At 64.3% G+C, this 25,081-nt stretch carries 24 protein-coding genes; 11 read left to right on the forward strand and 13 right to left on the reverse strand.

The window, feature by feature from the left end; genetic code table 11:
* Positions 1–277 precede the first annotated feature (277 nt).
* From QO033_RS18840 to QO033_RS18850, 3 genes are read right to left on the reverse strand one after another with little or no spacing between them, the layout of a single operon-like run.
* A complete protein-coding gene (locus QO033_RS18840) occupies positions 278–1,081 on the reverse strand; it encodes a shikimate dehydrogenase family protein (protein WP_284482515.1) in 804 nt (267 codons plus the stop codon).
* 3 nt (positions 1,082–1,084) lie between these two features.
* Positions 1,085–2,503 carry an amidase gene (locus tag QO033_RS18845; RefSeq protein ID WP_284482516.1) on the reverse strand — a complete coding sequence of 473 codons (1,419 nt, stop codon included), beginning with the start codon at positions 2,501–2,503 and terminating at the stop codon, positions 1,085–1,087.
* Positions 2,500–2,904: a RidA family protein gene (locus QO033_RS18850; RefSeq protein WP_284482517.1), complete on the reverse strand. Its 405-nt coding sequence runs from the start codon at positions 2,902–2,904 to the stop codon at positions 2,500–2,502. The genes QO033_RS18845 and QO033_RS18850 overlap by 4 nt, the downstream gene beginning before the upstream one ends.
* Positions 2,905–3,456: 552 nt before the next feature.
* On the opposite strand from QO033_RS18850, the gene QO033_RS18855 reads away from it, so the two are divergent.
* Genes QO033_RS18855 through QO033_RS18895 form a run of 9 tightly spaced genes read left to right on the forward strand, consistent with a single transcriptional unit; the run spans position 3,457 to position 12,589 of the window.
* Positions 3,457–4,482, forward strand: a complete 1,026-nt coding sequence (locus QO033_RS18855) for a histone deacetylase family protein (RefSeq protein ID WP_284482518.1) — start codon at positions 3,457–3,459, stop codon at positions 4,480–4,482.
* A 23-nt stretch (positions 4,483–4,505) separates the two neighbouring features.
* Positions 4,506–5,438 carry an aminotransferase class IV gene (locus QO033_RS18860; RefSeq protein ID WP_284482519.1) on the forward strand — a complete coding sequence of 311 codons (933 nt, stop codon included), beginning with the start codon at positions 4,506–4,508 and terminating at the stop codon, positions 5,436–5,438.
* Complete coding sequence (locus QO033_RS18865; protein ID WP_284482520.1) at positions 5,435–6,190, forward strand: SDR family NAD(P)-dependent oxidoreductase; 756 nt, start codon at positions 5,435–5,437, stop codon at positions 6,188–6,190. Before QO033_RS18860 ends, QO033_RS18865 begins: the two co-directional genes overlap by 4 nt.
* A 43-nt stretch (positions 6,191–6,233) precedes the next feature.
* Complete coding sequence (locus QO033_RS18870) at positions 6,234–7,826, forward strand: ABC transporter substrate-binding protein (RefSeq protein ID WP_284482521.1); 1,593 nt, start codon at positions 6,234–6,236, stop codon at positions 7,824–7,826.
* Positions 7,827–7,881: 55 nt separating this feature from the next.
* Positions 7,882–8,862: an ABC transporter permease gene (locus QO033_RS18875; RefSeq protein ID WP_284482522.1), complete on the forward strand. Its 981-nt coding sequence runs from the start codon at positions 7,882–7,884 to the stop codon at positions 8,860–8,862.
* Between the two features lie 5 nt (positions 8,863–8,867).
* Positions 8,868–9,698, forward strand: a complete 831-nt coding sequence (locus tag QO033_RS18880; protein WP_284482523.1) for an ABC transporter permease — start codon at positions 8,868–8,870, stop codon at positions 9,696–9,698.
* Positions 9,695–11,335: a dipeptide ABC transporter ATP-binding protein gene (locus QO033_RS18885; RefSeq protein ID WP_284482524.1), complete on the forward strand. Its 1,641-nt coding sequence runs from the start codon at positions 9,695–9,697 to the stop codon at positions 11,333–11,335. Before QO033_RS18880 ends, QO033_RS18885 begins: the two co-directional genes overlap by 4 nt.
* Positions 11,332–11,877: a VOC family protein gene (locus QO033_RS18890; protein ID WP_284482525.1), complete on the forward strand. Its 546-nt coding sequence runs from the start codon at positions 11,332–11,334 to the stop codon at positions 11,875–11,877. The genes QO033_RS18885 and QO033_RS18890 overlap by 4 nt, the downstream gene beginning before the upstream one ends.
* Positions 11,878–11,914: 37 nt before the next feature.
* Positions 11,915–12,589, forward strand: coding sequence for a GntR family transcriptional regulator (locus QO033_RS18895; protein ID WP_284482526.1), 675 nt, complete (start codon positions 11,915–11,917; stop codon positions 12,587–12,589).
* A 172-nt stretch (positions 12,590–12,761) separates the two neighbouring features.
* Here the strand turns inward: QO033_RS18895 and QO033_RS18900 are convergent, their stop codons facing one another.
* The 10 genes from QO033_RS18900 to QO033_RS18945 form a co-directional block, all read right to left on the reverse strand.
* Positions 12,762–13,718, reverse strand: coding sequence for a branched-chain amino acid ABC transporter permease (locus QO033_RS18900; RefSeq protein WP_284482527.1), 957 nt, complete (start codon positions 13,716–13,718; stop codon positions 12,762–12,764).
* Between the two features lie 4 nt (positions 13,719–13,722).
* The gene (locus QO033_RS18905) at positions 13,723–14,589 is read right to left on the reverse strand and encodes a branched-chain amino acid ABC transporter permease (RefSeq protein ID WP_284482528.1); all 867 of its coding nucleotides are present in this window, start codon (positions 14,587–14,589) and stop codon (positions 13,723–13,725) included.
* A gap of 2 nt (positions 14,590–14,591) precedes the next feature.
* Positions 14,592–15,302 carry an ABC transporter ATP-binding protein gene (locus QO033_RS18910; protein WP_284482529.1) on the reverse strand — a complete coding sequence of 237 codons (711 nt, stop codon included), beginning with the start codon at positions 15,300–15,302 and terminating at the stop codon, positions 14,592–14,594.
* Complete coding sequence (locus QO033_RS18915) at positions 15,299–16,027, reverse strand: ABC transporter ATP-binding protein (protein ID WP_284482530.1); 729 nt, start codon at positions 16,025–16,027, stop codon at positions 15,299–15,301. Before QO033_RS18915 ends, QO033_RS18910 begins: the two co-directional genes overlap by 4 nt.
* 87 nt (positions 16,028–16,114) lie before the next feature.
* Positions 16,115–17,395 (reverse strand): ABC transporter substrate-binding protein, encoded by a 1,281-nt coding sequence (locus QO033_RS18920; protein WP_284482531.1) that lies wholly within the window; start codon positions 17,393–17,395, stop codon positions 16,115–16,117.
* A gap of 50 nt (positions 17,396–17,445) precedes the next feature.
* Positions 17,446–18,213 (reverse strand): SDR family NAD(P)-dependent oxidoreductase, encoded by a 768-nt coding sequence (locus tag QO033_RS18925; RefSeq protein ID WP_284482532.1) that lies wholly within the window; start codon positions 18,211–18,213, stop codon positions 17,446–17,448.
* A complete protein-coding gene (locus QO033_RS18930) occupies positions 18,210–19,265 on the reverse strand; it encodes a 2,3-butanediol dehydrogenase (RefSeq protein ID WP_284482533.1) in 1,056 nt (351 codons plus the stop codon). Before QO033_RS18930 ends, QO033_RS18925 begins: the two co-directional genes overlap by 4 nt.
* Complete coding sequence (locus QO033_RS18935) at positions 19,265–19,798, reverse strand: 2,4'-dihydroxyacetophenone dioxygenase family protein (protein WP_284482534.1); 534 nt, start codon at positions 19,796–19,798, stop codon at positions 19,265–19,267. The genes QO033_RS18930 and QO033_RS18935 overlap by 1 nt, the downstream gene beginning before the upstream one ends.
* A 15-nt stretch (positions 19,799–19,813) precedes the next feature.
* On the reverse strand, positions 19,814–20,557 hold the full coding sequence (locus QO033_RS18940) for a GntR family transcriptional regulator (protein WP_284482535.1): 744 nt from the start codon (positions 20,555–20,557) through the stop codon (positions 19,814–19,816).
* 418 nt (positions 20,558–20,975) lie between these two features.
* Positions 20,976–21,938, reverse strand: coding sequence for a helix-turn-helix domain-containing protein (locus tag QO033_RS18945; protein ID WP_284482536.1), 963 nt, complete (start codon positions 21,936–21,938; stop codon positions 20,976–20,978).
* A gap of 117 nt (positions 21,939–22,055) precedes the next feature.
* Here QO033_RS18945 and QO033_RS18950 point away from each other — a divergent pair, with 117 nt between their 5' ends.
* Together QO033_RS18950 and QO033_RS18955 are read left to right on the forward strand one after the other, a co-directional pair.
* Complete coding sequence (locus tag QO033_RS18950; protein WP_284482537.1) at positions 22,056–23,456, forward strand: aldehyde dehydrogenase family protein; 1,401 nt, start codon at positions 22,056–22,058, stop codon at positions 23,454–23,456.
* Between the two features lie 22 nt (positions 23,457–23,478).
* Positions 23,479–25,077, forward strand: a complete 1,599-nt coding sequence (locus tag QO033_RS18955; RefSeq protein ID WP_284482538.1) for a GMC family oxidoreductase — start codon at positions 23,479–23,481, stop codon at positions 25,075–25,077.
* The last annotated feature ends 4 nt before the right edge of the window (positions 25,078–25,081 follow it).

Raw genomic sequence — 25,081 nt, forward strand, 5'->3', positions numbered from 1 at the left:
CATGCACCAGCCCCTGCCCGGCAAGCTCCAGCACCTTCTCCTCAAAGGCGCGGATCAGATGCAGCTGGCTCAGCATCGTCCGCCCGACCGTCGGGTCCAGCGCACTGCGATCCTCATCCGAGGCCCGTATATCCCGCCACATCGTTCGCGGTCTCAGATCGTCATAAATCGGCATGTCTCTTGTCCTTTACAAAGACCGGCACGCAGCGGCCGGCGGCCCGGAGCGATGCCCCGGACCTGAAGAAGACGGAAAATGATGGACGCGGACCGGCGGGCGTCAGGCGGAGAAGAAGTCCCGCAGCAGCCCCAGCTGCCCCTGAAGCATCGCCCGCCCGTCGAGATAGGCGATACCGGCGTCCTGCGCGGCGCGGCCAAGCGCCGTCTGCCGCGCCGGCACCAGCGCCTCGGCGATCATCTCGGCGCCGTCCAGACGCTCCGCGCTCAACGGCATCGGATCGTCATCGCGCAGACCGACGGAGGTGGCGTTCACCACCAGGTCCACCGGCGCCGGCGGCTCACCCGCAAGACCGATGCGGCAGTCCGGGAAGGCCGGGCGAAGCCGCTCGGCCAGATGCTCCGCACGGGTCGGCGTACGGTTCAGCAGGAACAGCTCGGAAATGCCCTCCTTCAGCAGCTCGGCGGCGATCGACGCCGCCGCGCCGCCCGCGCCCACCAGCAGCACCCGCTTGCCCGCGACGGCGTAGCCGGCCTGCTCCAGACCGCCGACGAAACCGCGCCCATCGAAAGTCTCGCCCAGCAGGCTGCCGTCCGGCTCCACCCGGATCGCATTGACGCTGCCCGCGAGGGTCACCCGGTCGGAAACCGCATCGCAGAACCCGACGCCCTGCTCCTTATGCGGGATGGTGAGGACAAAACCGGCGACATTCGAAACCGTGCGGGCCGCACCCAGCGCCGCGCCGAGCTTCTCGGCGACGACGTGCATCGGCACGCAAAGCGACTCGACCGCGGCCTCCGCAAAGGCCTCGGACAGCAATTGCGGGGTGCGGGCCTGTGCCACCGGGTCGGCCATGACGCCGACAAGACGCGCCGTGCCCGGGACCGAAAGGGACGTATCGGACATGGCTCAGGCCTCCTGCTGCATCTGTTGTTCGATCGACGCCGCCAGCCGGAACAGCAGGTCTTCCCGCCCGAGCGCCGCGGTGATCTGAATGCCGACGGGCAGCCCCTGTTTGGTGACACCGAAGGGAATGCTGGCCGCCGGAAGACCGGTGACATTGGCCAGACAGGTGAAGGCGAAAGAAGCCATCACCCGATCATAGGCGCGTTCGGCCCCGATACGGTCGACATCGTAATAGCCGAGCTTTGGCGCCGGGTGGATCACCGTCGGCGTCAACAGCACGTCGACCGCTTCGAGGAACTGCCCCATGCGCCGCGTCAGTCCCTGGAAATAGACCAGATCGGTGACGTATTGCACGGCGGGCAGGTCAATTCCGAGCGATACCATGTGGCGGTTGATCGGTTCCATCTGTGCGGCGATGTCATCGACCGGACAGTTGCGCGCCGCAGCCAGGCCGAAGGCCGCCCGCGACACGGTCATCGGCCAGAAGCGTTGGAACACCTCGCGAAACTCAGCGGGGTTCACCGGCGGCGCGGTCTCGGTCACCTCGTGCCCCATGGATTCGAGGAGCGCCGCCGCCTTCAGCACCCAGGCACTGACCTCGGGCTCGGTCATGCATCCGTCGAAGAACGGATCGGTCGAGACCGCGATCCGCAACCCCGACAGCGGCATGGCCAGGCCTTCGAGATAGCTGCCGGAGACCGCCGGGGCGACATAGGGGTCGCCGGGGGCGGCACCCTGGGTCGCATCGAGAATGGCGGCACTGTCGCGAACGCTTTTGGTCACGACGTGTTCGGCGGTGATCCCGCCGATGGATTCGCCCACATCCGGACCGAGCGTGATCCGCGCGCGCGACGGCTTCAGGCCGAACAATCCGCAATAGGAGGCGGGGATGCGGGTGGAGCCGGCCCCGTCATTGGCATGCGCCGCCGCGACAATGCCGCCGGCCACCGCCGCCGCGGCGCCACCGCTCGACCCGCCGGGTGTGTGCTCCACATTCAGCGGATTGCGCGACGGACCGTAGAGCAAAGGTTCGGTGGTGCCGATACTGACCATTTCGGGAACGTTGCTCTTGCCGAAGATCACGAACCCCGCCGCCTCGAACCGTTCGGTCAGGATGCTGTCGTGATCCATCACCCCGTCGACGAGCAAAGCGGAGCTCGCCGTGGTCGGCGTGCCCGCCTTGTGGGCGTAGAAATCCTTCAGCAGGAAGGGCACACCACGGAACGGACCGGCGGGCAGATGCCCCGCCTTCACCGCATCGCGCGCCATATCATAGAGCGGGACGGTGACCGCGTTCAGCACCGGGTTCAACGCTTCGCAGCGCGCAATCGCCGCCTCCAGCAGCTCCAGCGGCGAGACGTCGCCAGCGGCAACCTTCTCGGCCTGGCCGATGGCATCGAGCGCCAGGATATCCTCCATCATGCCGCGACCTCCGATGCCGCCGGGCGAACGGCGAAGCCATCGACTTCGAGAAGCCACTCCTCGCTCCCCAGCCCGGCGACGAGCACAAGCGACATGGCTGGCCGGTGATCGCCCAGCCAGGCGTCCCGGGCCGCCCGGATCGCCGGGAGATCTTCGCGCCGCGCCACAAAGAAGTTCAGCTTGCCAACATGCTGCAGCCCAAGCCCCTCGCCTTCCAGCAGCTGCGCCAGCGATTGAAAGATCAGCGAGGTCTGCGCGCCCGCCTCCGCAGGGAGCGTGCCGTCCTGCTCACAGCCGACCAGACCGGAGAACGCCAGCAGCGAATCGCCGGCGCCAACCTCCAGCGCGTGGCAATACGGCCCGAAGGGCGGCGCGATGTCTCGGTTTTGAATTTGCCTCATACGGCACCTCTCATTTGACTCGGAACATGCTGTGGCGATCTGCGGGCCCGGCCCGCTGTGCCGACGCGCGGCGCCCATCTGTTCCGTGGTTTCTCTTCCATCCGCGATCCGGTGGGAGGGCAGCTTGCGCGACACAGCCATCAAAGGCCGGAGGTCGCCACCCTAGTCTCAGAGGAGAGCTTCTGTCACTCCGCCTCTCCGGGCGGGAACATCACCGGTCTACCAGGGACTGTCAACCGAAAATGTATCCATTTAGAAGGGAGCTGCGTATTTGAGCACGAGCACGCCTCACCTCAAAGCATCGTGAAAAATCCCCGCAGATAGAAGAGAACACCCTCCACCCGCCGGCAACTCTTATTCAATAGACTGATCATAAATGTATTTCTAAAGACCCCCTTCGCCCGAAGACCCTGCGCGCCCACGAAGAAAGACCACCGCCACAGATAGAAAAACGACGGCCCAGACTATGCCGCGCCGAAAAAATGTATCCATTTTGCTTGACGGATGCCACGAATTCGTATCCATTCCCCCAAACACAGACTGGACGAACCGATGCGCTATTTTGCCGGGTGCAAGCACGAGCTTCACCATCTTCCAACCGTATTCTCCCTCTCCCAACCGCGCCGCTCGAACGATGTCGCGGCGCGCGCGAACTTGCTGGCCACCGCAGCCGAAAGCTGCGGATTGCACCGGATCGAAGTCACGGAGGCGCGAGAGGACTGCCTGGAAGGCGTGCACAGCGCCCGCTACGTCGCGTTCCTGCGCACGATCTACGCCGACTGGGTCGCGGCCTACGGCCCGCCCCCCGACGGCATCTTCCCGAACGTCTTCCCGACGATGCGCAGCGGCGACCGCTATCCCGCGGACCCTGTGGGCCGCGTCGGTCTGCACATGCATGACCAGCTGGCGCCCATCCACGAACACACCTTCGACGCCGCGCTCGAAGCGGCGACGATTGCCGACACCGCGGCCAAAGCGGTTCTGAAAGGCGACCGCGCCGCCTATGCGCTGTGCCGCCCCTCCGGCCACCACGCGGGCCGGGATTGCGGCGGTGGCGCGACCTATCTCAACAACGCAGGGGTGGCGGCGCAGACCCTGCTGTCACAGGCCGGGCGGGTGCTTCTGGTGGATATCGACGTCCATCACGGCAATGGAACCCAGGACGTCTTCTACGACCGCGACGACGTGCATTTCGTCTCGCTGCACCGCGACCCGGCCCATTACCACCCTTATTTCTGGGGCCATGCGGAAGAGCGCGGCACCGGGCCGGGAACCGGATTCAACCGCAATGTGCCCCTGCCCGGCGATACCGAGGACAGCACCTATCTCGCCGCGCTCGACACCGCCCTTCAGGAAGGGCTGCGCACCGCCCCCGATGCGCTCGTCGTCTCGATGGGCTTCGATGCGCATGTCGATGACCCGAGCATGGGCCTGCGCCTCACGACCGACGCTTACAGGCAGATCGGAGAGCGCTTCGCGGCGCTGAGCCTGCCGACCGTGCTGGTTCAGGAGGGTGGATACAATCTGGAGGCCGCGCCGCGCTGCCTCTCCGCCTTCCTCACCGGCTTCCAGAGCTGACCGAATTTCCACGGGAGAACACCATGTCCATCGTCGCCAGCCACCAGCCCGAACCCCAGGACGCCCACGGGTGCGCCTATGTGAACGGCGCTTTCATTCCCCTCGCCGAAGCGCAGATCCCGATGCTGGATCGCGGCTTCGTGCGCTCCGATGCCACCTACGACGTAACACATATATGGAAGGGGCACTTCTTCCGGCTCGACGATTATATCGCGCGGTTCTACGCCTCGATGGCCGGGCTGCGGATGGAGATCGACGAATCCCCGGCCGAGCTTCGGGAGCTGATCCTTCAAGCCGCGCGCCACAGCGGGCTAGAGGACGCCTATGTGCAGATGACCTGCACCCGGGGCGTGCCGCCCACAGGCAGCCGCGACCCGCGCATGTGCAAGAACCAGCTCAGCCTGTTCGTGCAGCCCTTCGTCTGGATCTCGCGCCCGGAGCAGCAGGAAACCGGGCTGAAGATGGTGGTGGCGAAGACCCCGCGCATCCCGTCGGAAGCCGTCGATCAGCGGATCAAGAACTTCCACTGGCTCGACCTGACGCGCGGCATCTTCGAGGCCTATGACCAGGGCGCGGATGTGGCGGTGCACCCCAGCATCCATGGCGGGCTGACCGAAGGCGCGGGGTTCAACGTCTTCTGCCTGAAGGGCCGCACCCTTTCGACCCCGGCAACCGGGATTTTCGAGGGCATGACCCGGCGCACGGTGATCGAGCTGGCGCCCTCCCATCAGCTTGACGTCGAAGTGGGCCGGGTCAATGCCGAGCAGCTCTACGACGCCGATGAGGTCTTCCTGACCAGCACCGCTGGCGGGGTGATGCCGGTGCGTGAAATCGATGGCCGGCCGGTCGGAACCGGACGCCCGGGGCCGATCACGCTGGCGCTGCGCAAAGCCTATTGGGACCTGCATAGCGACCCGCAGTATTCCACCCCGCTGACCGGGGCCGCCGCGACATGACAGGCAAGCACGTCCTCATCACCGGCGGAACCCATGGCATCGGACGTGCCTGCGTCAGCCTGCTCGCCCGGGAAGGCTATCTGCCGATCTTCACCGGACGCGACACGGAGGCCGGCGCGGCGCTCGTCCGCGAGGTCCCCCAGGCACGATTCCTGGAGGCGGATCTTTCCGCGCCCGGCGCAGTGACGGCCCTGTCGGAACGTGCGCTGGCACTCTGCGACGGCCGTCTTGCGGGGCTGGTCAACAATGCCGGTCGCAGCGCCCGGACCGCCTTCATCGAGACGACCGAAAAGCTCTGCGATCAGGTCTTCGACCTCAACCTCAAGGTGCCGAGCCTGCTGACCGCCCTCTGCCTGCCCGCGCTCAAAGCAGCGAACGGCTCGGTTGTCATGATCTCCTCCATCGCCGGCAAGACCGGAGAGGAAGGGATCGCGCTCTATACCGCGTCCAAAGCGGGGCTGATCGGCCTCACCAAGGCGCTGGCGCTCGAAATCGCGCCCGAGGTCCGCATAAACGCCGTCTGCCCCGGACAGATCGAAACGCGGATGATGCAGAACACCCTGTCGCTCCCGGGCCGCCGCGCCCAGCTTGAAGGGCGCATCCCCAGTGGCCGCCTTGGCCGCCCGGAGGACATCGCCGAAGCCGTTCTCTGGCTGATCTCCCCGAAATCGTCCTTCGTGAACGGCGATGTCCTCACCGTCGACGGCGGCGAGACCGCCGGGCTTCGAAATCCCCCAGCGCATCACCCCTGACACCCGCGCAGACATCAAAAAATCACCAACAGAGAGGAAGACCATGTTTAGCAAGGAAACCCTGACCGTCACGCGCCGCACGGCGCTGTTGGGCGCCACGGCGCTGCTCACATTGCCGCGGATCGGCCTGGCACAGGCGGCACCGGTCGATGGCGGGCGCTTGATTCTGATCGCACGCCCCGAACCTGCCACCCTCGGTCTCGGCCTGAACCTACAGGCGCCCACGATCTATGTCGGCGGCAAGATCTTCGAAAGCCTGCTGACCTATTCCAGCGATCTGGCGCCCATGCCCTCGCTCGCGACATCCTGGAGCATTTCCGAAGACGGGCTGACCTATCGCTTCGAGCTGCGGCAGAACGCGACCTGGCACGACGGCACCCCCTTTACCTCGGCGGATGTGGTCTTTACCGCCGACGACATGATGCGCAGTTCGCATCCGCGCTGGAAACTGCTGGCCGAGACCTATGTGGAGCGCATCGAGGCGGATGGCGATTTCGCCGTGGTCTTCACCCTCAAGGAGCCGTTCTCGGCCTTCATCTATGCCTTCGAGCTGAGCTCGCTGCCGATCATGGCCAAGCATGTCTATGAGGGCACCGACTATCGCACCAACCCCGCGAACAACGCCCCCATCGGCACCGGGCCGTTCAAATTCGTCAGCTGGAACCGCGGCCAGTCGATCGAGCTGGAACGCTACGAGGATTACTGGGACGAAACGCCGGCACATCTGGACCAGGTGACCTTCCTGGTGATCCCCGATGCCGCCTCGCGCGAGACGGCCTTTGAACAGCAGATCGTCGATGTTCTGCGGCCGGGCGATGTCGAAGGGTTCGTTGCGCGCCGCCTGTCCGAAGCCGACGACGTGATCATGACCACCATGGGCGAGGAATTCTACGCCCCGCATGCCTTCATTCAGATGAACCTGCGCAAACCGCCGTTCAACAACCTCAAGATCCGCCAGGCGGTGATGCACGCGGTCGATCGCGAGTTCATTTCGAACAACATCTGGTTCGGTATGGCCTCGCCGGCGACCGGCCCCGTCTCGTCTCGCACCGCCTTCTACGAACCCGATGTCACGCCCTACCCCTTCGACATCGAAAAGGCGCGCGGCCTCGTCGCCGACAGCGGGCTGAGCGGCGACGACCTGAAAGTCACGCTGACACCCCTGCCCTATGGCCAGCAATGGGACCGCACAGCGGAATATATCGCGCAGCAGCTCACGCAGGCGGGTCTCGACGTGTCGATCAGGGGCGTGGACGTGTCCGGCTGGGCTCAGGCCCTGTCGACATGGGAATTCGATCTGGCCCTGAACTACACCTACCAATATGCCCACCCGGCACTGGGGGTGGCGCGGCATTACCTGAGCTCAAACATCATTCAGGGCACGCCTGCGGCAAATAACGAAGGCTATTCCGACCCCGAAGTGGACAGGCTCTTCGCCGAGGCCGCCAACTCCGTCGACACCGAAGAGACCCAGCGCCTCTATTCGGAGGCGCAGAAACGCCTGGTGGACGACGTAGCCCTTGGCTGGATCTTCGAAATGCGCTCACCGACGATCTACCGCGATACGACCAACGAGGTCGTGACAAGTGCGATCGGCGTTATGGACACCATGAAAGCGACCTGGAAGGCCGCCTGACCGTCGCTCGGGAAGCGCCACAAGCGCGCTTCCCGACAGCTCGAAAGACACCTTCATGACTTACAAAATATTCCTGACCCGGCTGGGCAATGGCCTGCTGGTCCTGCTCGGCGTTGCCATCATGAATTTCACGCTGGTGCATATGGCGCCCGGCGATCCGGCGATGATCTTCGCCGGCGAGGCCGGCGGCGGCGATGAAACCTATGTCGAACAGCTCCGTCAGGACATGGGGCTCGACAAGCCGCTGGTGACCCAGTTCGCGATCTACGCGGGCGATCTGCTGCGCGGCGATCTGGGCTATTCGTTTCGCAATCAGCGCGATGTCGCCAGCATGATCGTCGAACGCATTCCCGCCACGCTGCTGCTGACGATGACCGCATTTGGGATCGCGCTGATCATCGGCATCGTCTTCGGCATGCTGGGCGGCTGGTTTCGGAATACCCTCCTCGACCGGGGCCTGATGATTGTCACCCTGGTGCTCTATGCGACTCCGCTGTTCTGGCTGGCGATGATGTTCGTGCTGCTGTTTTCGGTCCGGCTGGGCTGGTTCCCCCCCTTCGGGATGCAATCGGTGCTGGTGCCTGATGCCCCCCTCGACCGGCTCCTCGATATCGGCCGCCACCTTGTCCTGCCCGCCTTCTCGCTGGGGCTGTTCTATGCCGCGACCTATGCGCGGCTGGTTCGGGCCTCGGTGATCAACGTCTCCAATGCCGATTTCGTCAAGACCGCCCGCGCCAAGGGCGTTCCCGGTGGCCGCATCCTGCGCGTGCACGTTCTGCGCAACGCCATCCTGCCGGTCTTCTCTCTGGCCAGCGTGCATATCGGTCAGCTGGTCGGCGGCGCCGTGCTGACCGAAACGGTCTTTGCCTGGCCCGGGATCGGCCGGCTCATGTTCGACGCGATCCTCCAGCGCGACTACCCCGTCATTCTGGGCGTGTTCCTGACCACCGGCCTACTGGTCATTCTGGTCAATATCGTCACGGACCTTCTCTACCGCATCGTCGATCCCCGGATCGAACACACCGCCGGGAACTGAAGATCATGAAAAACATCCTGAAAAACACCTCTCTCGCCATCGGGCTCGCGCTGCTCGCGCTGATCCTGGTGATCGCGGTCTTCGCCCATGTCTTCTACCCGGTATCGCCCTGGCAGAGCGCGGCCACGCCTCTGCTGGAACCGTTCTCCCAAAGCGGCCTGCCCCTGGGCAGCGACATGTTGGGGCGCGACGTCGCCGCCGGCATCGCCTATGGCGCGCGGGTCTCGCTGACGGTCGGCGTTGTCTCCACCATCATCTCGGTCACCCTCGGCGTCACGATCGGCGCCGTGGCGGGGTTCTACGGCGGCGTGCTGGACAACCTCCTCATGCGCTTCACCGAACTGTTCCAGACCGTGCCGCAATTCGCCATGGCGGTGGTCTTCGTAGCGATCTTCTCACCCTCTCTGGTCACCATCGTGCTGGCGATCAGCCTGGTGTCCTGGCCGCCTGTCGCCCGCCTCGTGCGCGGCGAGGTGATGAGCCTCAAGTCCCGCGAATTCGTCAAGGCGGGGATCGTTCTGGGCGAAAGCGAAAGCGGTCTGATCTTCCGGCATATCCTGCCCAACGCGGTCTCCCCCATCGTCGTCATGGCCTCGCTCATGGTGGCAACCGCGATCCTGACCGAAAGCGCGCTGTCCTTCCTGGGCCTCGGGGACCGCAACATGATCTCCTGGGGATACATGATCGGCGCCTCGCGCACGATGCTGCGGGATGCCTGGTGGCTGAGCGTCTTTCCCGGGCTTGCCATCGTCGTCACCGTCGTCGCCGTCAACCTGATCGGCGAAGGCTTCGAGAAAGCCCTCAACCCGCAAGCCCATGGGGAGCGCAAGGCATGACCCAGAACGCAACCGAAGTCCTCAACATCGGCAAGCTCAGCGTCCGGCTGCCGGATGGCGCCGACCGGCCCTTTGCCGTTCACGACATGGACCTGAAGATCGAAAAGGGCGAAATCCTCTGCGTCGTCGGCGAAAGCGGGTCGGGCAAATCCATGACCGCCAACGCGGTGATGGGGCTCTTGCCGAAAAGCCTGCGCTTTGGCGCCGATCATATCCGGCTGAACGACCGCGACCTGCTGCGCCAGCCCAGATCGACCCTGCGCGACCTGCGCGGGCGCGAGGTGGCCATGATCTTTCAGGAGCCGCTCTCGGCTCTGAACCCGCTGATGCGGATCGGTGACCAGATCGCCGAGGTGATGAAGGTGCATCCCGGCAGCGATTTCAACGATGTCCGCGCCCGCGTGATCCAGCTGCTGGAGTTCGTCGGCCTGCCCGAGCCCGAGACCATCCGGCACAGCTATCCGTTCCGCCTGTCCGGCGGTCAGCGCCAGCGCGTGATGATCGCCATCGCCCTTGCGCTCGAACCCGATCTGCTGATCGCGGACGAGCCGACAACCGCGCTGGACGTCACCACCCAGGCCCAGATCCTCGACCTGATGAAGCGCATCCGCGACGAAAAGGGCATGGGGATCATGATGATCACCCATGACATCGGCGTGGTGGCCGAACTCGCCGACCGGGTGATCGTGATGCGCCAGGGCGAAATGCTGGAAGAGGGCACGGTGGCGGAGGTGCTGGAAGCACCGAAACACGCCTATACCCGGCAACTGATCGACGCGGTTCCCATGATGCTGCCAAAGGATGCCCGGCAGATCGGCACGCCGCCGCTGATCAGCGTCAGGAACCTCAACAAGATCTATGGCAAGCCCGGCGGCAAGACCCGAGCGGTGCACGCGGTGAACGATGTCTCCTTCGATCTCCGGGCCGGCGAAACCCTCTCCGTCGTCGGGGAATCCGGATCGGGGAAATCGACGATCGCGAAGCTGCTGGTCAAGCTGGAAGAGCCGGACAGCGGGCAATACGAACTCGACGGCGAGGACGTCACGCATCTGTCGGTCCGTGCCTTCCGACCGAAGCGGCGCGTCATCCAGATGATCTTCCAGGACCCCTTTTCCTCCCTGAACCCACAGCACACGGTGGCGCGCAGCATCACCGCGGGCCCCTTGGCCGCCGGCGTCCCCCAGGACAGGGCGATGGAGGATGCCCGCCGCCTGATCTCCCGCGTCGGGCTGGACGAAAGCGCACTGAACCGGTTCCCGCATGAATTCTCCGGCGGTCAGCGGCAGAGGATCGGCATCGCGCGGGCGCTGGCCATGTCGCCGCGCGTCCTCGTCGCCGACGAAAGCGTCTCGGCGCTGGATGTGTCGGTGCAGGCCAAGGTGCTGGATCTGCTGGCAGACCTGCAGCGCGAATACGATCTGGGGATGATCTTCATCACCCACGACCTTCGGGTCGCCTGCCAGATCTCGGACAATCTGGTCGTCATGCTTCGCGGGCGGATCGTCGAGCGCGGCACCGCGCATGACGTCCTGCTTCAGCCCAAAGACCCCTACACCCGGGCGCTTGTCGCCGCCCTGCCCGGCCAGGCCTGGGAAAAACGGCGTGAGGCGGCGATGGCGGCGGGGCACCGGGCATGAAGGAGGAGGCCGAGCCGCTCGATTTCCTTCCCGGGTGCCGCGGCATCGAGCATATCGGGCTCACCGTCCCGGATCTCGATCAGTCGGTCGCCTTTTTCTCATCCGTTTTCGGGTGGGAAAAGATCTACGAGCTCGGTCCCTTCGTCTCAGACGACAGCTGGGCCGAGCGCCAGCTCGCCGTGCCGCCGGGAACCGTGATGGAACGGCTCGCCTTCATGCGTTGCGCCAACGGCGCCAATCTCGAACTTTTCCAGTATTCCACTCCGGATCAGGCGCGCACGCCCCCGGCCAACAGCGATGTTGGCGGCCATCACCTGGCGTTCTATGTCGATGATTTCGATGCTGCCCTTGCCAGCCTCTACCGTCATGGCGTCGATGTTTTGGGAACCCCCGTGGTCCGTGATCAGGGCCCAAGCGGCGGCCAGACCTGGATCTATTTCCGAACACCTTGGGGCCTGACTTGCGAACTGGTAAGTTTCCCGGCAGGCAAGGCCTATGAGCGTTCAAGCGATCGGCTCTTGTGGCAGCCACAGCCATTATGAGGGAGGGTCGCGATGAATGAGCCGAGAGAGGTCCGGGATGAGTGAGCGCAAGCAAAAGACCGATGCATCGACGACGATGAGCATGTCGATCGCCTCCGACATCAGGGCCGCGGTCCTCGCCGGAGAGCTTACACCAGGGCAACGGATACGCCAGGAACAGCTTGCCGAGCGCTATGGCACCAGCCGCATTCCGGTGCGCGAGGCGCTCAGGATCCTCGAACGCGACGGGCTGGTCGTCTTCGTGCCGAACAACGGCGCCTGGATCGCGGAGGTCGACATGGCCGAATGCGTCGAGATCTACAAGATCCGCGAGCGGCTCGAACCGCTGGCGCTCTCCGAAAGCATCCCGAGGATGACCCCCGAGACGCTGGCGCAGCTCGAAAAGCTTTACAAGGACTGCGAGGCCGCCCCCGACACCGAAACCTTCCTGCGGCTGGACCGGGAATTTCACCTGCTGACGTATTCATGTGCGAAGGCGCCGATGCTGCTCGGCATGATCGAACGCTTCTGGAGCACGACGCAGCACTACCGCCGCACCTATTCCGGCATTCTCGGCGAACAGGGACAGTGGATCATTCATGCCGAGCACGGGCTCCTGCTCTCGGCGATCAGCCGCAAGGACTGCGAAGAAGCCGAGAACCTCCTTCGCGCGCATATCCGCAAGACCCGCACGAAGCTCGAAGAGGCGTATTGTTCGATCGACGGCCAGTAACGCTCGGGGCACATCATAGGGACGTGCCAGCGGTTGCTTGCAGCCCGGCGACATCGGCCCCCTCCTCGCCGCTCGCCACCTGGGAAAAGGCCTGGGGGTTCGGGAACCGCTGGCATCCGCCATGCCGATGACCTGACCGCCCGGGTCAGAGGACGGTCAGGACATAGCCGCCTCAAGCACTGCGGCGCTTGCGCCATCGCGCTGGCAGGGCCGCCAGGCCGCCGGGTTCGTACAGCATCATCGCGATCGCGGCCGCACCCAGGACGATCATGTAGACCGGGCCGTAATTGGCGAGGTTCTCGCGCAGGAGCACGAACAGGACCGCGCCGATGATCGGGCCGATGATCCGGCCCATGCCCCCGATCACCACGATGAAGATGATGAAAACGGTCCAGTCGATCAGGCTGAACGAGCCGGCCGGATTCACCCGCAGCTTCTGCAAGGTGTTGAGCGCGCCAAGAAGCGACAACAGCCCCCCCGAGACCACGAACAGCATCATCTTGATCGCGTTCGGATTGACCCCCAGCGCCATCGCCGCGTTTTCATTGTCGCGCATCGCCCGCAGCGCATAGCCTTTGCGCGAATGCATCACGAGGATGATCATCAGCACGATCAGCACCAGAATGGCGAAACTCAGCCAGTAGATGTTTTCGATCCGCGCCCCGGTGCGCGCACCGAAGGCCTTGACGATCTGCGGACGCAGGCTCAGCCCCGATCCGCCGCCAAAGCCGGGCAACTTGCCTGCGGTCAGCAGGAACACCTCGGCCAGCACCCAGCTGCCGATGGCGAAATAGGCCACGCGCATGCGACTGAGGATGGTGAAGACCGGCAGCGACAGGAGCGCGCCGAAGGGCACGGTCAGCGCCATGGCGGTGAACGGGTGCAGCCCCAGCAATGTGGTGAAGCCGAAAAACGAATAGGCCCCGGCCCCGATAAAGGCATGCTGCCCGATGGAGACGACCCCGCCAAAGCCCGCGAGCAGGTTCCAGAGCTGCGCCACCGCGATCATGATGAACAGGTCGGTCATGTAGCGCATGGTGCCATTGCCGACGACGAACGGCAGCGGCGCGACCACGATCACCGAAACGGCCAGGGCTGCCAGGGCGAGGAAAAGAGGAGAGCGTTTCATCACATCACCCGTCATTCTTGGGGAAGAGGCCGCTGGGGCGGAGGAACAGCAGGACCAGAAAGACCAGATGGCCCGCAAGCACCTGCCAGGACGCATCGATCTGCGCGCCGACCATCTGGGCGATGCCGATGATGACGCCGCCCGCGAGCGTCCCCCACATCGACCCCAGCCCGCCGATCACGATTGCCTCGAAGGCGGTCAACAGCCGCGTGGACCCGCTCGCCGGATCGAAATTGCCGCGGATCGCCATGAGCAGCGCCGCCACGGCCACGGTCAGCATCACGATGACGAAGGCCTTGCGGAAGATGGCCCGCGTATCCAGACCCAGCATCGCCGCGTTGGCTTCGTTGTCGGACACAGCGCGCAATGCGCGGCCGAACCCGGTGCGATAGATCATCAACTGCAGCCCCCCGATCATCGCGACGGCCAGCCCGAAGATGATCAACGAGAAGACGCCGATATGCAGGTTGGGCAGGATTTCGACGCTGGCCTGTTCAAGCCTCCCCAGCGACAGCTTTTGCGGATCGGCGCCGTAGCCCATCAGCAGGAGGTTCTGAAGGATGATCGACAGTCCGAACGCCACCAGAAGTGGGATAAGGGGATCGTGCCGGGGGACGAATTCGAAAAGCCCCCGCTGCAGAACCCACCCCAGGCCCCCGGCGACGACCAGGATCAGCGGGGCCGCCACGATCACCGAGACCCCAAGGAATTCCGTGACCGTCAGGCCGATATAGGCCAGCACGACGATCAGGTCGCCATGCGCGATGTTGACGATGCGCATGACGCCAAAGACCAGGCTCAGACCCAGCGCATAGAGTGCGAACAAGCCCCCGAGCAACACGCCCTGCGAGATCGTGTTTACAAGTTCCATGTCTATCTCCCGAAATAGGCTTGCGCGATGCGGTCTTCATCGGCGTCCGCCGAGATCCCCGACAGCGAGACGCGGCCTTCGAGGATGCAATAGTAGCGGTCGGAGATTTCCAGCGCCTTGCGCATCGCCTGCTCCACCACCAGCACCGCAAGCCCTTCGGAGGCGAGCGCGATCAGTTGCTCGTAAAGCCGGTTGATGATCGTCGGCGCGAGACCCAGGCTGATCTCGTCGCAGAGCAGCACGCGCGGGTTGGTCATCAGGGCGCGGCCAATGGCGATCATCTGCTGCTGACCGCCCGACAGCATGGTGCCCGACAAGTGCCTTTTCGCCGTGAGATCGGGAAACAGCTCATAGATGCGCTCCAGCGTCCACGGGGTGCCGCCATGGTCCTGACCGAGCTGCCCGCCCAGCAGGATGTTTTCCTCGACGCTGAGCGAGGGGAAAATCCGCCGCCCCTCCGGCACCAACCCGATGCCCGCGCGGGCGATCTGCGGCGGAGTGAGCCCCAGGAGCTCCCGCCCGTCCAGTTTCACGCTGCCGCTGGTCTGACCTTCGGTGCAGCAAATCCCCTTGATCAGAGAGCTCTTGCCGGCACCGTTGGCGCCGATGACCGCCACGATCTCGCCCTCGGCGATCTCGACATCGAGACCGTGCAGCGCCTTGAACTGACCGTATTGCAGACGCAGATCGCGAATTTCGAGCAGCGTCGTCATACTTCTTCCTCCGCGCCGAAATAGAGCTGTCGCACCTCGTCGTTGGCGAGCACCGTGTCGATCTCGCCGCGCGTGATGATGCGTTTGTCGGCCAGCACCGCGATTTCATCGACGAATTGCGTCAGCGCGTGCACCACATGCTCGATCCAGATCACCGCCGTGTCCCGGCCGGTGACATGGTTCAGGATATCGAGGAGCGTGCCGCATTCGGCTTCGGTCAGCCCGCCGGCAATCTCGTCGAGCAGCAAGAGCTTCGGCTTCATCGCGGCAGCCTTGGCCAGCTCCAGCCGTTTCAGATCGAGCAGGCCGAGGTCCCTGGCAAGCTTGCCCGCGTGATCCCCAAGCCCCGTTAGGTCGAGGATTTCCGTCGCCCGGTCGCGTGCCTCGTGCAGGTTCAGGCCCGCACCCGCGGTGCAGCCGACGATGATATTGTCGAGCACCGTCATGTCCACGAAGGGCTGCGGGATCTGGAAGGTCCGGCCGATCCCCGCCCGGCACACCGTCCAGGGTTTCATGGTCGTCAGGTCCTGCCCCTGATAGATCATCTTGCCACCGCTCGGACGATGCAGACCGGAAATCAGATTGAACATCGTACTCTTGCCGGCCCCGTTCGGGCCGAGCACACCAAGTCGCGTCCCGGCCGCGAGTTCGAGACTGATATCGGTAAAGACCTCGATCCCGCCAAAGGACTTCGAGACTTCCCGGAGTTCAAGAAGTGGTTGCAATGAAACCCTCCCTCTGCGCTGAGCGGTTTGCGCAAAACCGCGCATACGCGCGCCAGGGGACCGCCCCGGCGCGCGCGCGTTCAATGCTTAGTAGGTGAGCGGCTGAACCTGACGCTCGATTTCGACTTCCGGCGCGGTGAGGTTGTCACAGATCACCAGGTCCAGCGGGTACTTCTCGCCCTTGACCCACTGGCCGCCGGCGGTCGGGGTCGTGCAGGTGTTCGGGAAGGGCCCGGTGCGGAAATCGATCGGACCGCAGACCGTGGTCAGGTCGGTGGTGTTGAACGCCTCCTGGATCGACGCCGGATCGTCGAGGTCCTGCGCCCGCTTCAGACCGTCGAAGATCACCTCGAAGATCGAGTGGCGGAAGCCCAGCGGCATCGACCATTGCCGCCCCGAGACGGCTTCGTATTCGTCCGCCAGCTCCTTGGCGGTCTGACCGGTGATCGTGGAGGCGTAGGGATAGACGGGCGCCCACCACACCTCGGTGACCAGCCCCTCGGCGCGCGCGCCAAACGGCTCCAGCGCGGCCGGGAATTGCACGGTCTTGCCGGCGTAAACGGCCTTGGGCTGGAATTTCTGTTGCGCCGCTTCGTTCCAGAAGGTGGTGAATTCCGGCGGCGGGATCACCCCGTAGATCAGCTCGACCTCATCGGCCTTGAACTGCGACACTGCCGCTGCGTAGGAGCTGAGCGGCATGTCGAAGCGGCCCGGATCGGACAGCCCGTAACCGAGGCTGTCGAACAGCGGCGGGTAGGCTTCGGCGAAAGCGTTGCCGTCGCCATCGTTCGGCCACAGCGCGCCGACCATCTTGTTCGACTCGATCTGACCGAACATCTTCAGCAGGGTCCCGGCCGATTGCTGGCCGGAGAAGAAATAGTGGTTGGTCCATTCAAAGCCCACGTCCGGGTCGCCGCCGCGGGCAAAGAAATAGGGCTCGATCGGGGTGTCGTTGGTCACACAGGGAATACCGTTCAGCTCGCACATGTCCGACACCGGCACCGTGGTTTCAGGCGTCGCGGCGGCGATGATCAGATCGACCTCCTGGTCGAGGATGAGCTCGGAGGCGACTTCGGACGCCCGGTTCGGGTTCGACTGGCTGTCACGCAGCAGAATCTCATAGGCGATCTGACGGCCGTCGATGTTGAGCACACCGCCCGTGGCTTTTTGCATCTGGTTCAGAACGAACTCGACATGCTCCGAGAAAAAGGCGAGTGGGCCGGTCTGCGGCATCACCATGCCGATCTTGATGGTGCGGCTTTGGGCCAGGGCCGGGCGGGCAAGACCCGTTGCAGCCAATGCGGCGGCGCCGGTTTTCAGGAAGCCGCGGCGATCAAAGCGGCCTCCGGTCAGCGGGGTATTCGTCATGTTTTCCTCCTCAGTTGATCTTCCGAACCGCAAACAGCGAAGGCTCGGCTTTAGGTGACGCTGTACCCGCCATCGACGGGGATGCTGACGCCGGTGACATAGGACGAGGCCCCCGACGCCAGAAAGATTGCCGTGCCAGCAAGGTCCTCCGGCTCCCCCCAGCGGTTTGCGGGCGTGCGCGCCAGCACACGTTCATTCAGCCCCTCCATCTCCCGACGCCCCTGCGCGCCGAGACCGGTGTTGATCCAGCCGGGCAGGATGGCGTTGACCTGAATGTTCTGCTCAGCCCAGGCGATGGCGAGGCTCTTGGTCAGCTGCACCACGCCGCCCTTGCTGGCGGCATAGGCCGGCACTTCACCGGCCCCGAAAATCGAATACATCGACCCGATATTGATGATCTTGCCGCCTCCCGCACAAAGATGTGCATAGGCGATTTTCGACAAATGGAAGACAGCGCGCAGGTTGACCGAGACGTTCTTGTCCCACTGCTCCATCGTCATCTCTTCGGGGCGGACATGAATGCCGATCCCCGCGTTGTTCACCAGGATATCGAGGCCGCCGAACGTCGACACGCAGCGCGCGACCAACGCCTCGGCCTCCTCCGCGACAGTCACATCGGCCTCAAGCCCCAGCGTCGGGTTGCCGCTATCGGCCGTCAGCTCGGCTGCGACCCTGGTGGCGGCCTCCCCGCTCAGGTCGCCAATCACGACGCTGGCCCCGGCGCCGGACAGCGCCCGCGCGATCCCGAGCCCGATACCAGAGGCGCCACCGGTCACCAGGGCCACGCGGCCCGTCAGGTCAAAAAGGTCAGAGGTCATGCAAGGTCTCCTTCGAGGGACAGTCCGGGGTCCACAAGGATTTTGAATTCTGCGGGGCTGGACAGAAGCGGCGCGAAGCCGTCAGGCACGACACGCTCCATCGGCACGGTACGGGTGACGATCCGGGACGGGTGAAACCGGCCCTCCGCAATCATTTCGATCAGCGCCGGAAAGACATCGCGATAGCCCAGCGTCGTGATCAGGCTGACCTCGCGATTGACCATATCGAACAGATCGAGCGTGGCGGGCGCGGTAAACAGCCCGGCGAGGATCACAGAGCCCCCCTTGCGCGTGGCGCGCAATGCCTCGTCGAGCGCGGCCTGAACCCCGACCGCCTCAAACGCCAGGTCGAAGGCTCCCTCGGGCAACGGCGACTGAGCGGGCGAGGTCGCGTGATCGGCCCCAAGGCTCAGCGCCATATCGCGGCGCGGCGCCGACAAGTCCGTCGCCGTGATCTCGGCCGCCCCAGCCAGCTTCAGAAGCTGGACCAGCAACAGCCCGATGGGCCCCGCCCCGATCACGGCACAGCGCGCGCCCTTGACGCTGCCCGCCCGGTTGATCGCGTGCTGGGCAACTGCGGCGGGTTCCAGCAGCGCGGCATCCTCGAAAGTCACCGCGTCGGGCAGCTTGTGCAGCATATAGGCTGGCAGGATCGCCTCTTCGGCCATGCCGCCATGCCCCATCAGCCCGGCGAAACCCCATTGATCGCAGAGATGATAGTCACCCCGCGCGCAGGCGGCGCAACGCCCGCAGCGATATTCCGGCTCCACCGCGACGCGGTCACCGCGGGCGAGCCCCTGAACCTCGGCACCGACCTCGCGCACAGTTCCGCAGAACTCGTGCCCGATCACCAGCGGCGCCTTGACGCCGCTCAGCGCATGCGGGGCCTCGGTCGGAATCGCGAGCGGTCCCATGGCATACTCGTGCAGGTCACTGCCGCAGATGCCGCACAAGGCCACCTGCAGCCGGACCTCGCCCGGCCTCAGCGCCTGCGGCGCGCGCGCCTCCACCCGGAGGTCGCGCCGAGCATGCCAGAAGACCGCCCGTGTCATCAGCGCAGCAACGTATCGACGTAATCGGCGCCGATCCCGACCGCCTCATAGTGGTCGCGGCACATTTTCAGGTAGTCATGGACGTCCATGTACCCTTCGGTCTCACCGTTCTGGTCGAGCCAGATCAGCGGCCCCTTCACGATGAAGAACGCGCGCATCGGCTCAGGGTGGTCATAGGCCACAAGGGTATGGCCCTCCCCCGGCGACTCGTAGATGAAGTCGCCCGCGGTGGCGGTCCAGTCGTGCTCCAGATAGCCCCACTTGCCGCTGATGGTGTAGGCGAAGACCTCATGCGGATGGTAGTGACGGTTCACCAGCCCCGCTTCCTTGGCGCGCAGGATATCGCACCATTTGTTCTGGCTGGGCGAGATCCAAAGCGGCCGCGAGGAAACCGTCTCGGTGAACGGCACGAAATACTTTTCATCGCTGTCAGCGACCTTGCTCATATACACGTCGCGCCCGGCATCGGGTTTGAAGACGTCGGGAATGGGCTGGATGTCTTTCCAGAATTCGTTTGTCGCAGCTTCGGCCATAGGGTCCTCCAGGTCTTAAGCAGCAGCGACGGATGTACCGACGCCACCGATGAATTGGGTAAAGGGCATATCCAGGTAGTCCGGTCCCAGCTTCTGGCGGTCACGCACGGCCTCGATGCCGCGCAGCGCCTTTTGGCTGTGGGTGCGCATCAGCATCTCTGCCGCGGTTGCATCACCCGAGAGGATCGCGGCCACGACGCCATGATGCTCGGCCAGGCCCGACCGCACGGTCTGCACCGCATAGGCGCGGTCCGATGCGAAGACCGTGCGATTGATCTGCACCGGCATATAGGCCAGCGTTTCGATCGACCGGGTCAGGCTTTCATTGCCTGTCGCCGACACCAGCGTTTCGTGAAACGTCCAGTTCGCGGAAGAATGCAGCGTGAGGAAGCGATCCGTGAGTTCGACATTCTCGGCCAGTTCGCCGTACTCGCGCAGGCTTTGTTCCAGCGTGTCACGGGTTTCGTCGCTCAGCCCCTGTCGTGCCAGCGCACCGGCGGCAGAGCCTTCGAGTACCGCGCGCACCACATTGGCGTCCCAGACATCCCGCACGCGAATGCCGCGGACAGTGTAGCCACGGTTACTCTGACCCACCACGAGATTTTGCGCCTCCAGCCGCAACAGCGCGGCCCGGACCGGCGTGCGCGACACTTCGAGAATATCGCAAATATGCTTCTCGGTCAGTCGCTGCTCGGGCTCGAATTCCCCGTTCAGCAACATGCTTCGCAGCTTGGTGTAGACTGTCTGTTCCTGGCTCATTTGTATACAATACCCGGGCGATCTCTTTCGGATAAGAGAGTTGGCTTGGACATAAACGACAAAAAGATGCGACTTTCGCGCATCTTTCCTATTCAGCCTTCAGATTTTGTATACAATTTTTCCATGAACGGCGCTTGATCACATCGGCCGCGAAGGGCCGATAGCGCGCCTCCGGGCGCCCCGCGTCCGAACCGAGGGCACGCGCCTCCGCCCCTGCTCGCCGCCCCTTTGACAGGGCGCTTCCGAAGCTCAGGAGCCCTGTCCGCCGCAGCCGTCCTGCCCTGCCGCAAGTACCCGCATATCGCGCGCCTCTTTGCGCCTGGCAGACTATTGGACCTTCAGATGCGGCAACTGCTCCTCTCGCCACATGTGAACATGTTAAGTATACTGTCGCGTGTCAATCTAAATCTTAAACACGTTAAGCATTTGCGTCAGCACTGCCCTGCGGATACTGCCCTGGCGAACAGCCGAAGGCGCGGCGGAACTGCCGGTTGAAATAGGAAACGTCGTTGAACCCGCATTCATAGGCGATGGTGGAGACCAGCCGCTTCGATCCGGCGCGGCAGCGTTCGATCAGCAACTGGCAGGCCCGTTCCAGACGCCGGCGCAGAAGGTAATCGGTGGGGGTCATGCCGGCACAGGCGAACGCCCGCTGCAGCGTGCGGATCGGAACGCCAAGCTCTTCGGCCAGATGACCGGGCGACATGGCGCTGTTGGCAAACCCGTGGTCGATCGAGGCCATCGCCATTTCCAGCAGTTGCCGGTTGAACAGATCCGCATCGGCCGGCTGCCCCTCCGGGCGCACCGGCGCTTCACACAGCACGGCGCCGAGCACGCCGAAGATCGCGTCTTTCAGGAAAGACGACCGACGCTCCGAAGCCCCCTCCTCAAATGCGCTGGCGATCAGCGCCGACAGCGCCCGCGCAGACAGGCTTTCCTGCCGAATCGAGCGCCCGGAGAAATCCATCCCGCCAAACCGATCGAGCATTTCACAACGATCCAGATGGATCGACAGGTGCCGCATATACTTGCCGAAGAAGGTGAACTCCGACGGCACGGTGCTGTCGATCAGGATCATGTCGCCCGGCCCCATCAGGGTCGAGGTGCCGGCCTGCTGCATCAGCGCCTGCCCCTCCTCCTGTATGATGAGAAACACATGCTCTCCGGGTTTTGCCTGGATGTCGGCCTCGGTGCGGCGCACGCGCTGCACGTCCTTGCCGATCATCGCCATTTCCAGTCCGGCATAGGTCTCGCGGCTGATATGGCCTCGCACCGTCTCACGGCCGTCCGCGGGGAACATTTCAAACGCACCGCAGACCGATTGCAGGCTCGCTGCAAACTGGTCAAACGGCATCACTTCGGGTTTCAATTGCGTCAGCATCCCGTCCCTCCTCCGCACGGTCGCGTTCGTCTTAAAGCGGCGTCGCATCCCTCCAAGAACGACTCGCTCCGTTCAATTAACATGTTCAGCGAAAGATTTCTACGAGGGAGGAGCCTCATGCGTCGCTTCAGCATGATCATCGATGGACAGACCGTCGACACCGACACCCATTTTGACGTGGTCAGCCCGCGCGACGGAAGCGTCGTGGGGCAAGCGCCGCAAGGCACCCCCGAGCATCTCGACCGTGCGGTCGCCGCCGCCAACGCGGCATTCAAGACATGGTCCAAGACCCCGGACGACGAGCGCCGGGCAGCCTGCGAACAGGTGGCGGCCAAGCTGGCAGAACATGCCGAGGAGCTGGCCCAGCTTCTGACCGCCGAACAGGGCAAACCGCTCAACGGCATGGGGTCACGTTTCGAGCTGGGCGGCGCTCAGGCCTGGGCCGGCCATACCGCCTCCCTGTCGCTGGATCCGAAAGTCCTGCAGGACGACAACGAGGGGCGGGTCGAGCTGCACCGCAAGCCGATCGGCGTCGTCGGCTCCATCACGCCGTGGAACTGGCCCCTGATGATCGCGATCTGGCACATCGTGCCCGCGCTGCGCACGGGAAACACCGTCGTGATCAAGCCCTCGCCCTACACGCCGCTCTCGACGCTGCGCATGGTCGAGCTGTTCAACGAATTTCTCCCCAGGGGCGTGCTGAACGTGGTGACCTGCGATGACGTGACCGTCAATCTGGGTGCGGCCATGTCCTCGCACCCCGGGATCCGCAAGATGGTCTTCACCGGCTCGACACCCACTGGCCGCAAGGTCTTCGCCAGTGCGGCCGAGACGATGAAACGCCTGACATTGGAACTGGGGGGCAACGATGCGGGCATCGTCCTGCCCGATGCCGATCCCACGGAAATTGCCGAGGGCCTGTTCTGGGGCGCGTTCATCAACAACGGCCAGACCTGCGCCGCGATGAAACGCCTCTATGTCCATGATGACATCTATGACGCCGTGTGCGAGGCGCTCACCGACTACGCCCGCACGGTCAAGGCCGGCCCGGACGAGGAGGCCGTGCTCGGCCCCATCGCCAACAAGATGCAATTCGACAAGGTCGCGCGCCTGATCGAGGGTGCCAAGACCAAGGGCCGCGTCCTTCTGGGGGGCGAGCCCGGCGAGGGCATGTATTACGGCCCGACCCTGATCGCCGATCTCGACGACGACGATCCGCTCGTGACCGAAGAACAGTTCGGCCCGGTCCTGCCGATCCTGCGCTACAGCGATATCGACGACGCCGTCGCCCGCGCCAACGACAGTGAAAACGGTCTGGGCGGCTCGGTCTGGTCCAAGGATATCGAAAAGGCGAAAGAGATCGCCCTGCGGCTCGAATGCGGCTCTGCCTGGATCAACAAACACGGTGCGATCCAGCCGAACGCGCCCTTCGGCGGCGTGAAGCAGTCGGGCTTCGGCGTCGAGTTCGGCGACGAGGGTCTGTCCGAATATACAGACATCCAGACGCTGCTCGTCTAACGTCGCATCAGGGAGAGAGATGATGGAACAATACGACTATATCGTCGTCGGCGGCGGCTCGTCCGGCTGCGTCATGGCCGCCCGCCTCTCGGAGGATCCGGGCGTGCGCGTGCTGCTCATCGAAAGCGGCCGCAAAGACAGCGACCGTTTCATCCACATCCCGGCCACTTTCTTCAAGGTGGTGGAAAAGGGGCGCGACATCGTCGCCTATGTGGGAGAGAAATCCGACCTGGTGAACGGGCGGGAAAGCTTCGTTCTGCAAGGCAACGTTCTGGGCGGCGGTTCCTCCGTGAACGCCATGATCTACATTCGCGGCCAGTCGCACGACTATGACAACTGGGCGCAGATGGGCAATCGCGGCTGGAGCTATGCCGACGTACTGCCGGTATTCCGCGACTTGGAGAACAACATGGAAATCGCGGATGATTTCCACGGCACCACCGGCCCGCTGCATGTGTCCGAGACAAACTATCATCATCCGCTGTCGCGCGCCTTCATCCGCGCCGCACAGCAAACCGGCGTACCCTACAACCCCGATTTCAACGGTGGCCAGCAAGAGGGCGTGGGCTTTTTCCAGACCACCACCCATGACGGCCGCCGCTGGTCTGCGGCGATAGCCTTTCTGCGCGATGCGGAGAAGCGTCAGAACCTGAACATCATGACCGAGGCCCGCGTCGCCCGCCTGACGTTCGAGGGCACCCGCGCCACCGGTGTCGAACTGGAGGACGGCCGGAAATTCGGTGCCGCGGGCGAGGTCATCCTCTGCGCCGGTGCGCTGGAAACCCCGCGCCTGCTGCAATTGTCGGGCATCGGCAACGCCGAGGAGCTGAAGGCTCACGGCATCGACATCGTCGCGGATGTGCCGGGTGTGGGAGAGAATTTCCAGGACCACCTGGAGGTCAACGTGCAGTGCACCACCAAGGACCCGGTCTCGCTCTACCGCGAGGACAAGGGGATCGCGGCGGCCAAGCACATGGCGCAATACCTGGCCTTCCGCACAGGCATTCTGTCCTCGAACGTGGTGGAATCCGGCGGGTTTGTGAATGTGTCCGGCGGCGACATCCCCGACGTTCAGTTCCACGTCATCCCGGTCATGGTCGGCTTTGTCGACCGCGACCCGATCGAGGCGCATGGCATGTCGGTGAACCCCTGCGTGCTGCGGCCGCAATCGCGTGGCACGCTCAAGCTGCGGTCCGGTAACCCCAAGGACAAGCCGCTGTTCGACGCGGGCAGCTTTTCCGCGCCCGAGGATCTCGAGGTCATGCTGCGCGCCACGAAGAAGACCATCGACATCTACCGCGCCCCGGCGCTGGCGTCACTGTGCAACGACTTCGCCCTGCCCTCGCCCCAGGCGGTCAACGATGACGACGCGCTGCGCGACTTCATCCGGCAAACCGCGAAGACGGTCTACCACCCGTCCGGCACCGCGAAGATGGCACCCGACACCGACCCGATGGGCGTGGTCGACAGCGAGCTGCGGGTTCGCGGCGTGCAGGGGCTGCGCGTGGCCGATGCCTCCGTCATGCCGCGCCTCGTCTCCGGCAACACCAATGCGCCGGTCATGATGATTGCAGAGCGTTGCGCACGCTTCGTCACCGGCAAGGAGAGCCTGCTGACCTGAATGG

The organism is Pseudodonghicola flavimaris (genome assembly GCF_030164425.1).
GTDB classification, from domain to species: Bacteria; Pseudomonadota; Alphaproteobacteria; order Rhodobacterales; family Rhodobacteraceae; genus Pseudodonghicola; species Pseudodonghicola flavimaris.

What these genes read in the sequence shown, in the direction of transcription:
- QO033_RS18940 (WP_284482535.1), bottom strand. Translation starts at nt 20,557, where the DNA reads ATGAGCCAGGAACAGACAGTCTACACCAAGCTGCGAAGCATGTTGCTG.
- QO033_RS18860 (WP_284482519.1), top strand. Translation starts at nt 4,506, where the DNA reads ATGTCCATCGTCGCCAGCCACCAGCCCGAACCCCAGGACGCCCACGGG.
- QO033_RS18935 (WP_284482534.1), bottom strand. Translation starts at nt 19,798, where the DNA reads ATGGCCGAAGCTGCGACAAACGAATTCTGGAAAGACATCCAGCCCATT.
- QO033_RS18900 (WP_284482527.1), bottom strand. Translation starts at nt 13,718, where the DNA reads ATGAAACGCTCTCCTCTTTTCCTCGCCCTGGCAGCCCTGGCCGTTTCG.
- QO033_RS18925 (WP_284482532.1), bottom strand. Translation starts at nt 18,213, where the DNA reads ATGACCTCTGACCTTTTTGACCTGACGGGCCGCGTGGCCCTGGTGACC.
- QO033_RS18850 (WP_284482517.1), bottom strand. Translation starts at nt 2,904, where the DNA reads ATGAGGCAAATTCAAAACCGAGACATCGCGCCGCCCTTCGGGCCGTAT.
- QO033_RS18890 (WP_284482525.1), top strand. Translation starts at nt 11,332, where the DNA reads ATGAAGGAGGAGGCCGAGCCGCTCGATTTCCTTCCCGGGTGCCGCGGC.
- QO033_RS18920 (WP_284482531.1), bottom strand. Translation starts at nt 17,395, where the DNA reads ATGACGAATACCCCGCTGACCGGAGGCCGCTTTGATCGCCGCGGCTTC.
- QO033_RS18905 (WP_284482528.1), bottom strand. Translation starts at nt 14,589, where the DNA reads ATGGAACTTGTAAACACGATCTCGCAGGGCGTGTTGCTCGGGGGCTTG.
- QO033_RS18955 (WP_284482538.1), top strand. Translation starts at nt 23,479, where the DNA reads ATGGAACAATACGACTATATCGTCGTCGGCGGCGGCTCGTCCGGCTGC.
- QO033_RS18930 (WP_284482533.1), bottom strand. Translation starts at nt 19,265, where the DNA reads ATGACACGGGCGGTCTTCTGGCATGCTCGGCGCGACCTCCGGGTGGAG.
- QO033_RS18875 (WP_284482522.1), top strand. Translation starts at nt 7,882, where the DNA reads ATGACTTACAAAATATTCCTGACCCGGCTGGGCAATGGCCTGCTGGTC.
- QO033_RS18945 (WP_284482536.1), bottom strand. Translation starts at nt 21,938, where the DNA reads ATGCTGACGCAATTGAAACCCGAAGTGATGCCGTTTGACCAGTTTGCA.
- QO033_RS18845 (WP_284482516.1), bottom strand. Translation starts at nt 2,503, where the DNA reads ATGATGGAGGATATCCTGGCGCTCGATGCCATCGGCCAGGCCGAGAAG.
- QO033_RS18840 (WP_284482515.1), bottom strand. Translation starts at nt 1,081, where the DNA reads ATGTCCGATACGTCCCTTTCGGTCCCGGGCACGGCGCGTCTTGTCGGC.
- QO033_RS18885 (WP_284482524.1), top strand. Translation starts at nt 9,695, where the DNA reads ATGACCCAGAACGCAACCGAAGTCCTCAACATCGGCAAGCTCAGCGTC.
- QO033_RS18870 (WP_284482521.1), top strand. Translation starts at nt 6,234, where the DNA reads ATGTTTAGCAAGGAAACCCTGACCGTCACGCGCCGCACGGCGCTGTTG.
- QO033_RS18865 (WP_284482520.1), top strand. Translation starts at nt 5,435, where the DNA reads ATGACAGGCAAGCACGTCCTCATCACCGGCGGAACCCATGGCATCGGA.
- QO033_RS18910 (WP_284482529.1), bottom strand. Translation starts at nt 15,302, where the DNA reads ATGACGACGCTGCTCGAAATTCGCGATCTGCGTCTGCAATACGGTCAG.
- QO033_RS18895 (WP_284482526.1), top strand. Translation starts at nt 11,915, where the DNA reads ATGAGTGAGCGCAAGCAAAAGACCGATGCATCGACGACGATGAGCATG.
- QO033_RS18880 (WP_284482523.1), top strand. Translation starts at nt 8,868, where the DNA reads ATGAAAAACATCCTGAAAAACACCTCTCTCGCCATCGGGCTCGCGCTG.
- QO033_RS18855 (WP_284482518.1), top strand. Translation starts at nt 3,457, where the DNA reads ATGCGCTATTTTGCCGGGTGCAAGCACGAGCTTCACCATCTTCCAACC.
- QO033_RS18950 (WP_284482537.1), top strand. Translation starts at nt 22,056, where the DNA reads ATGCGTCGCTTCAGCATGATCATCGATGGACAGACCGTCGACACCGAC.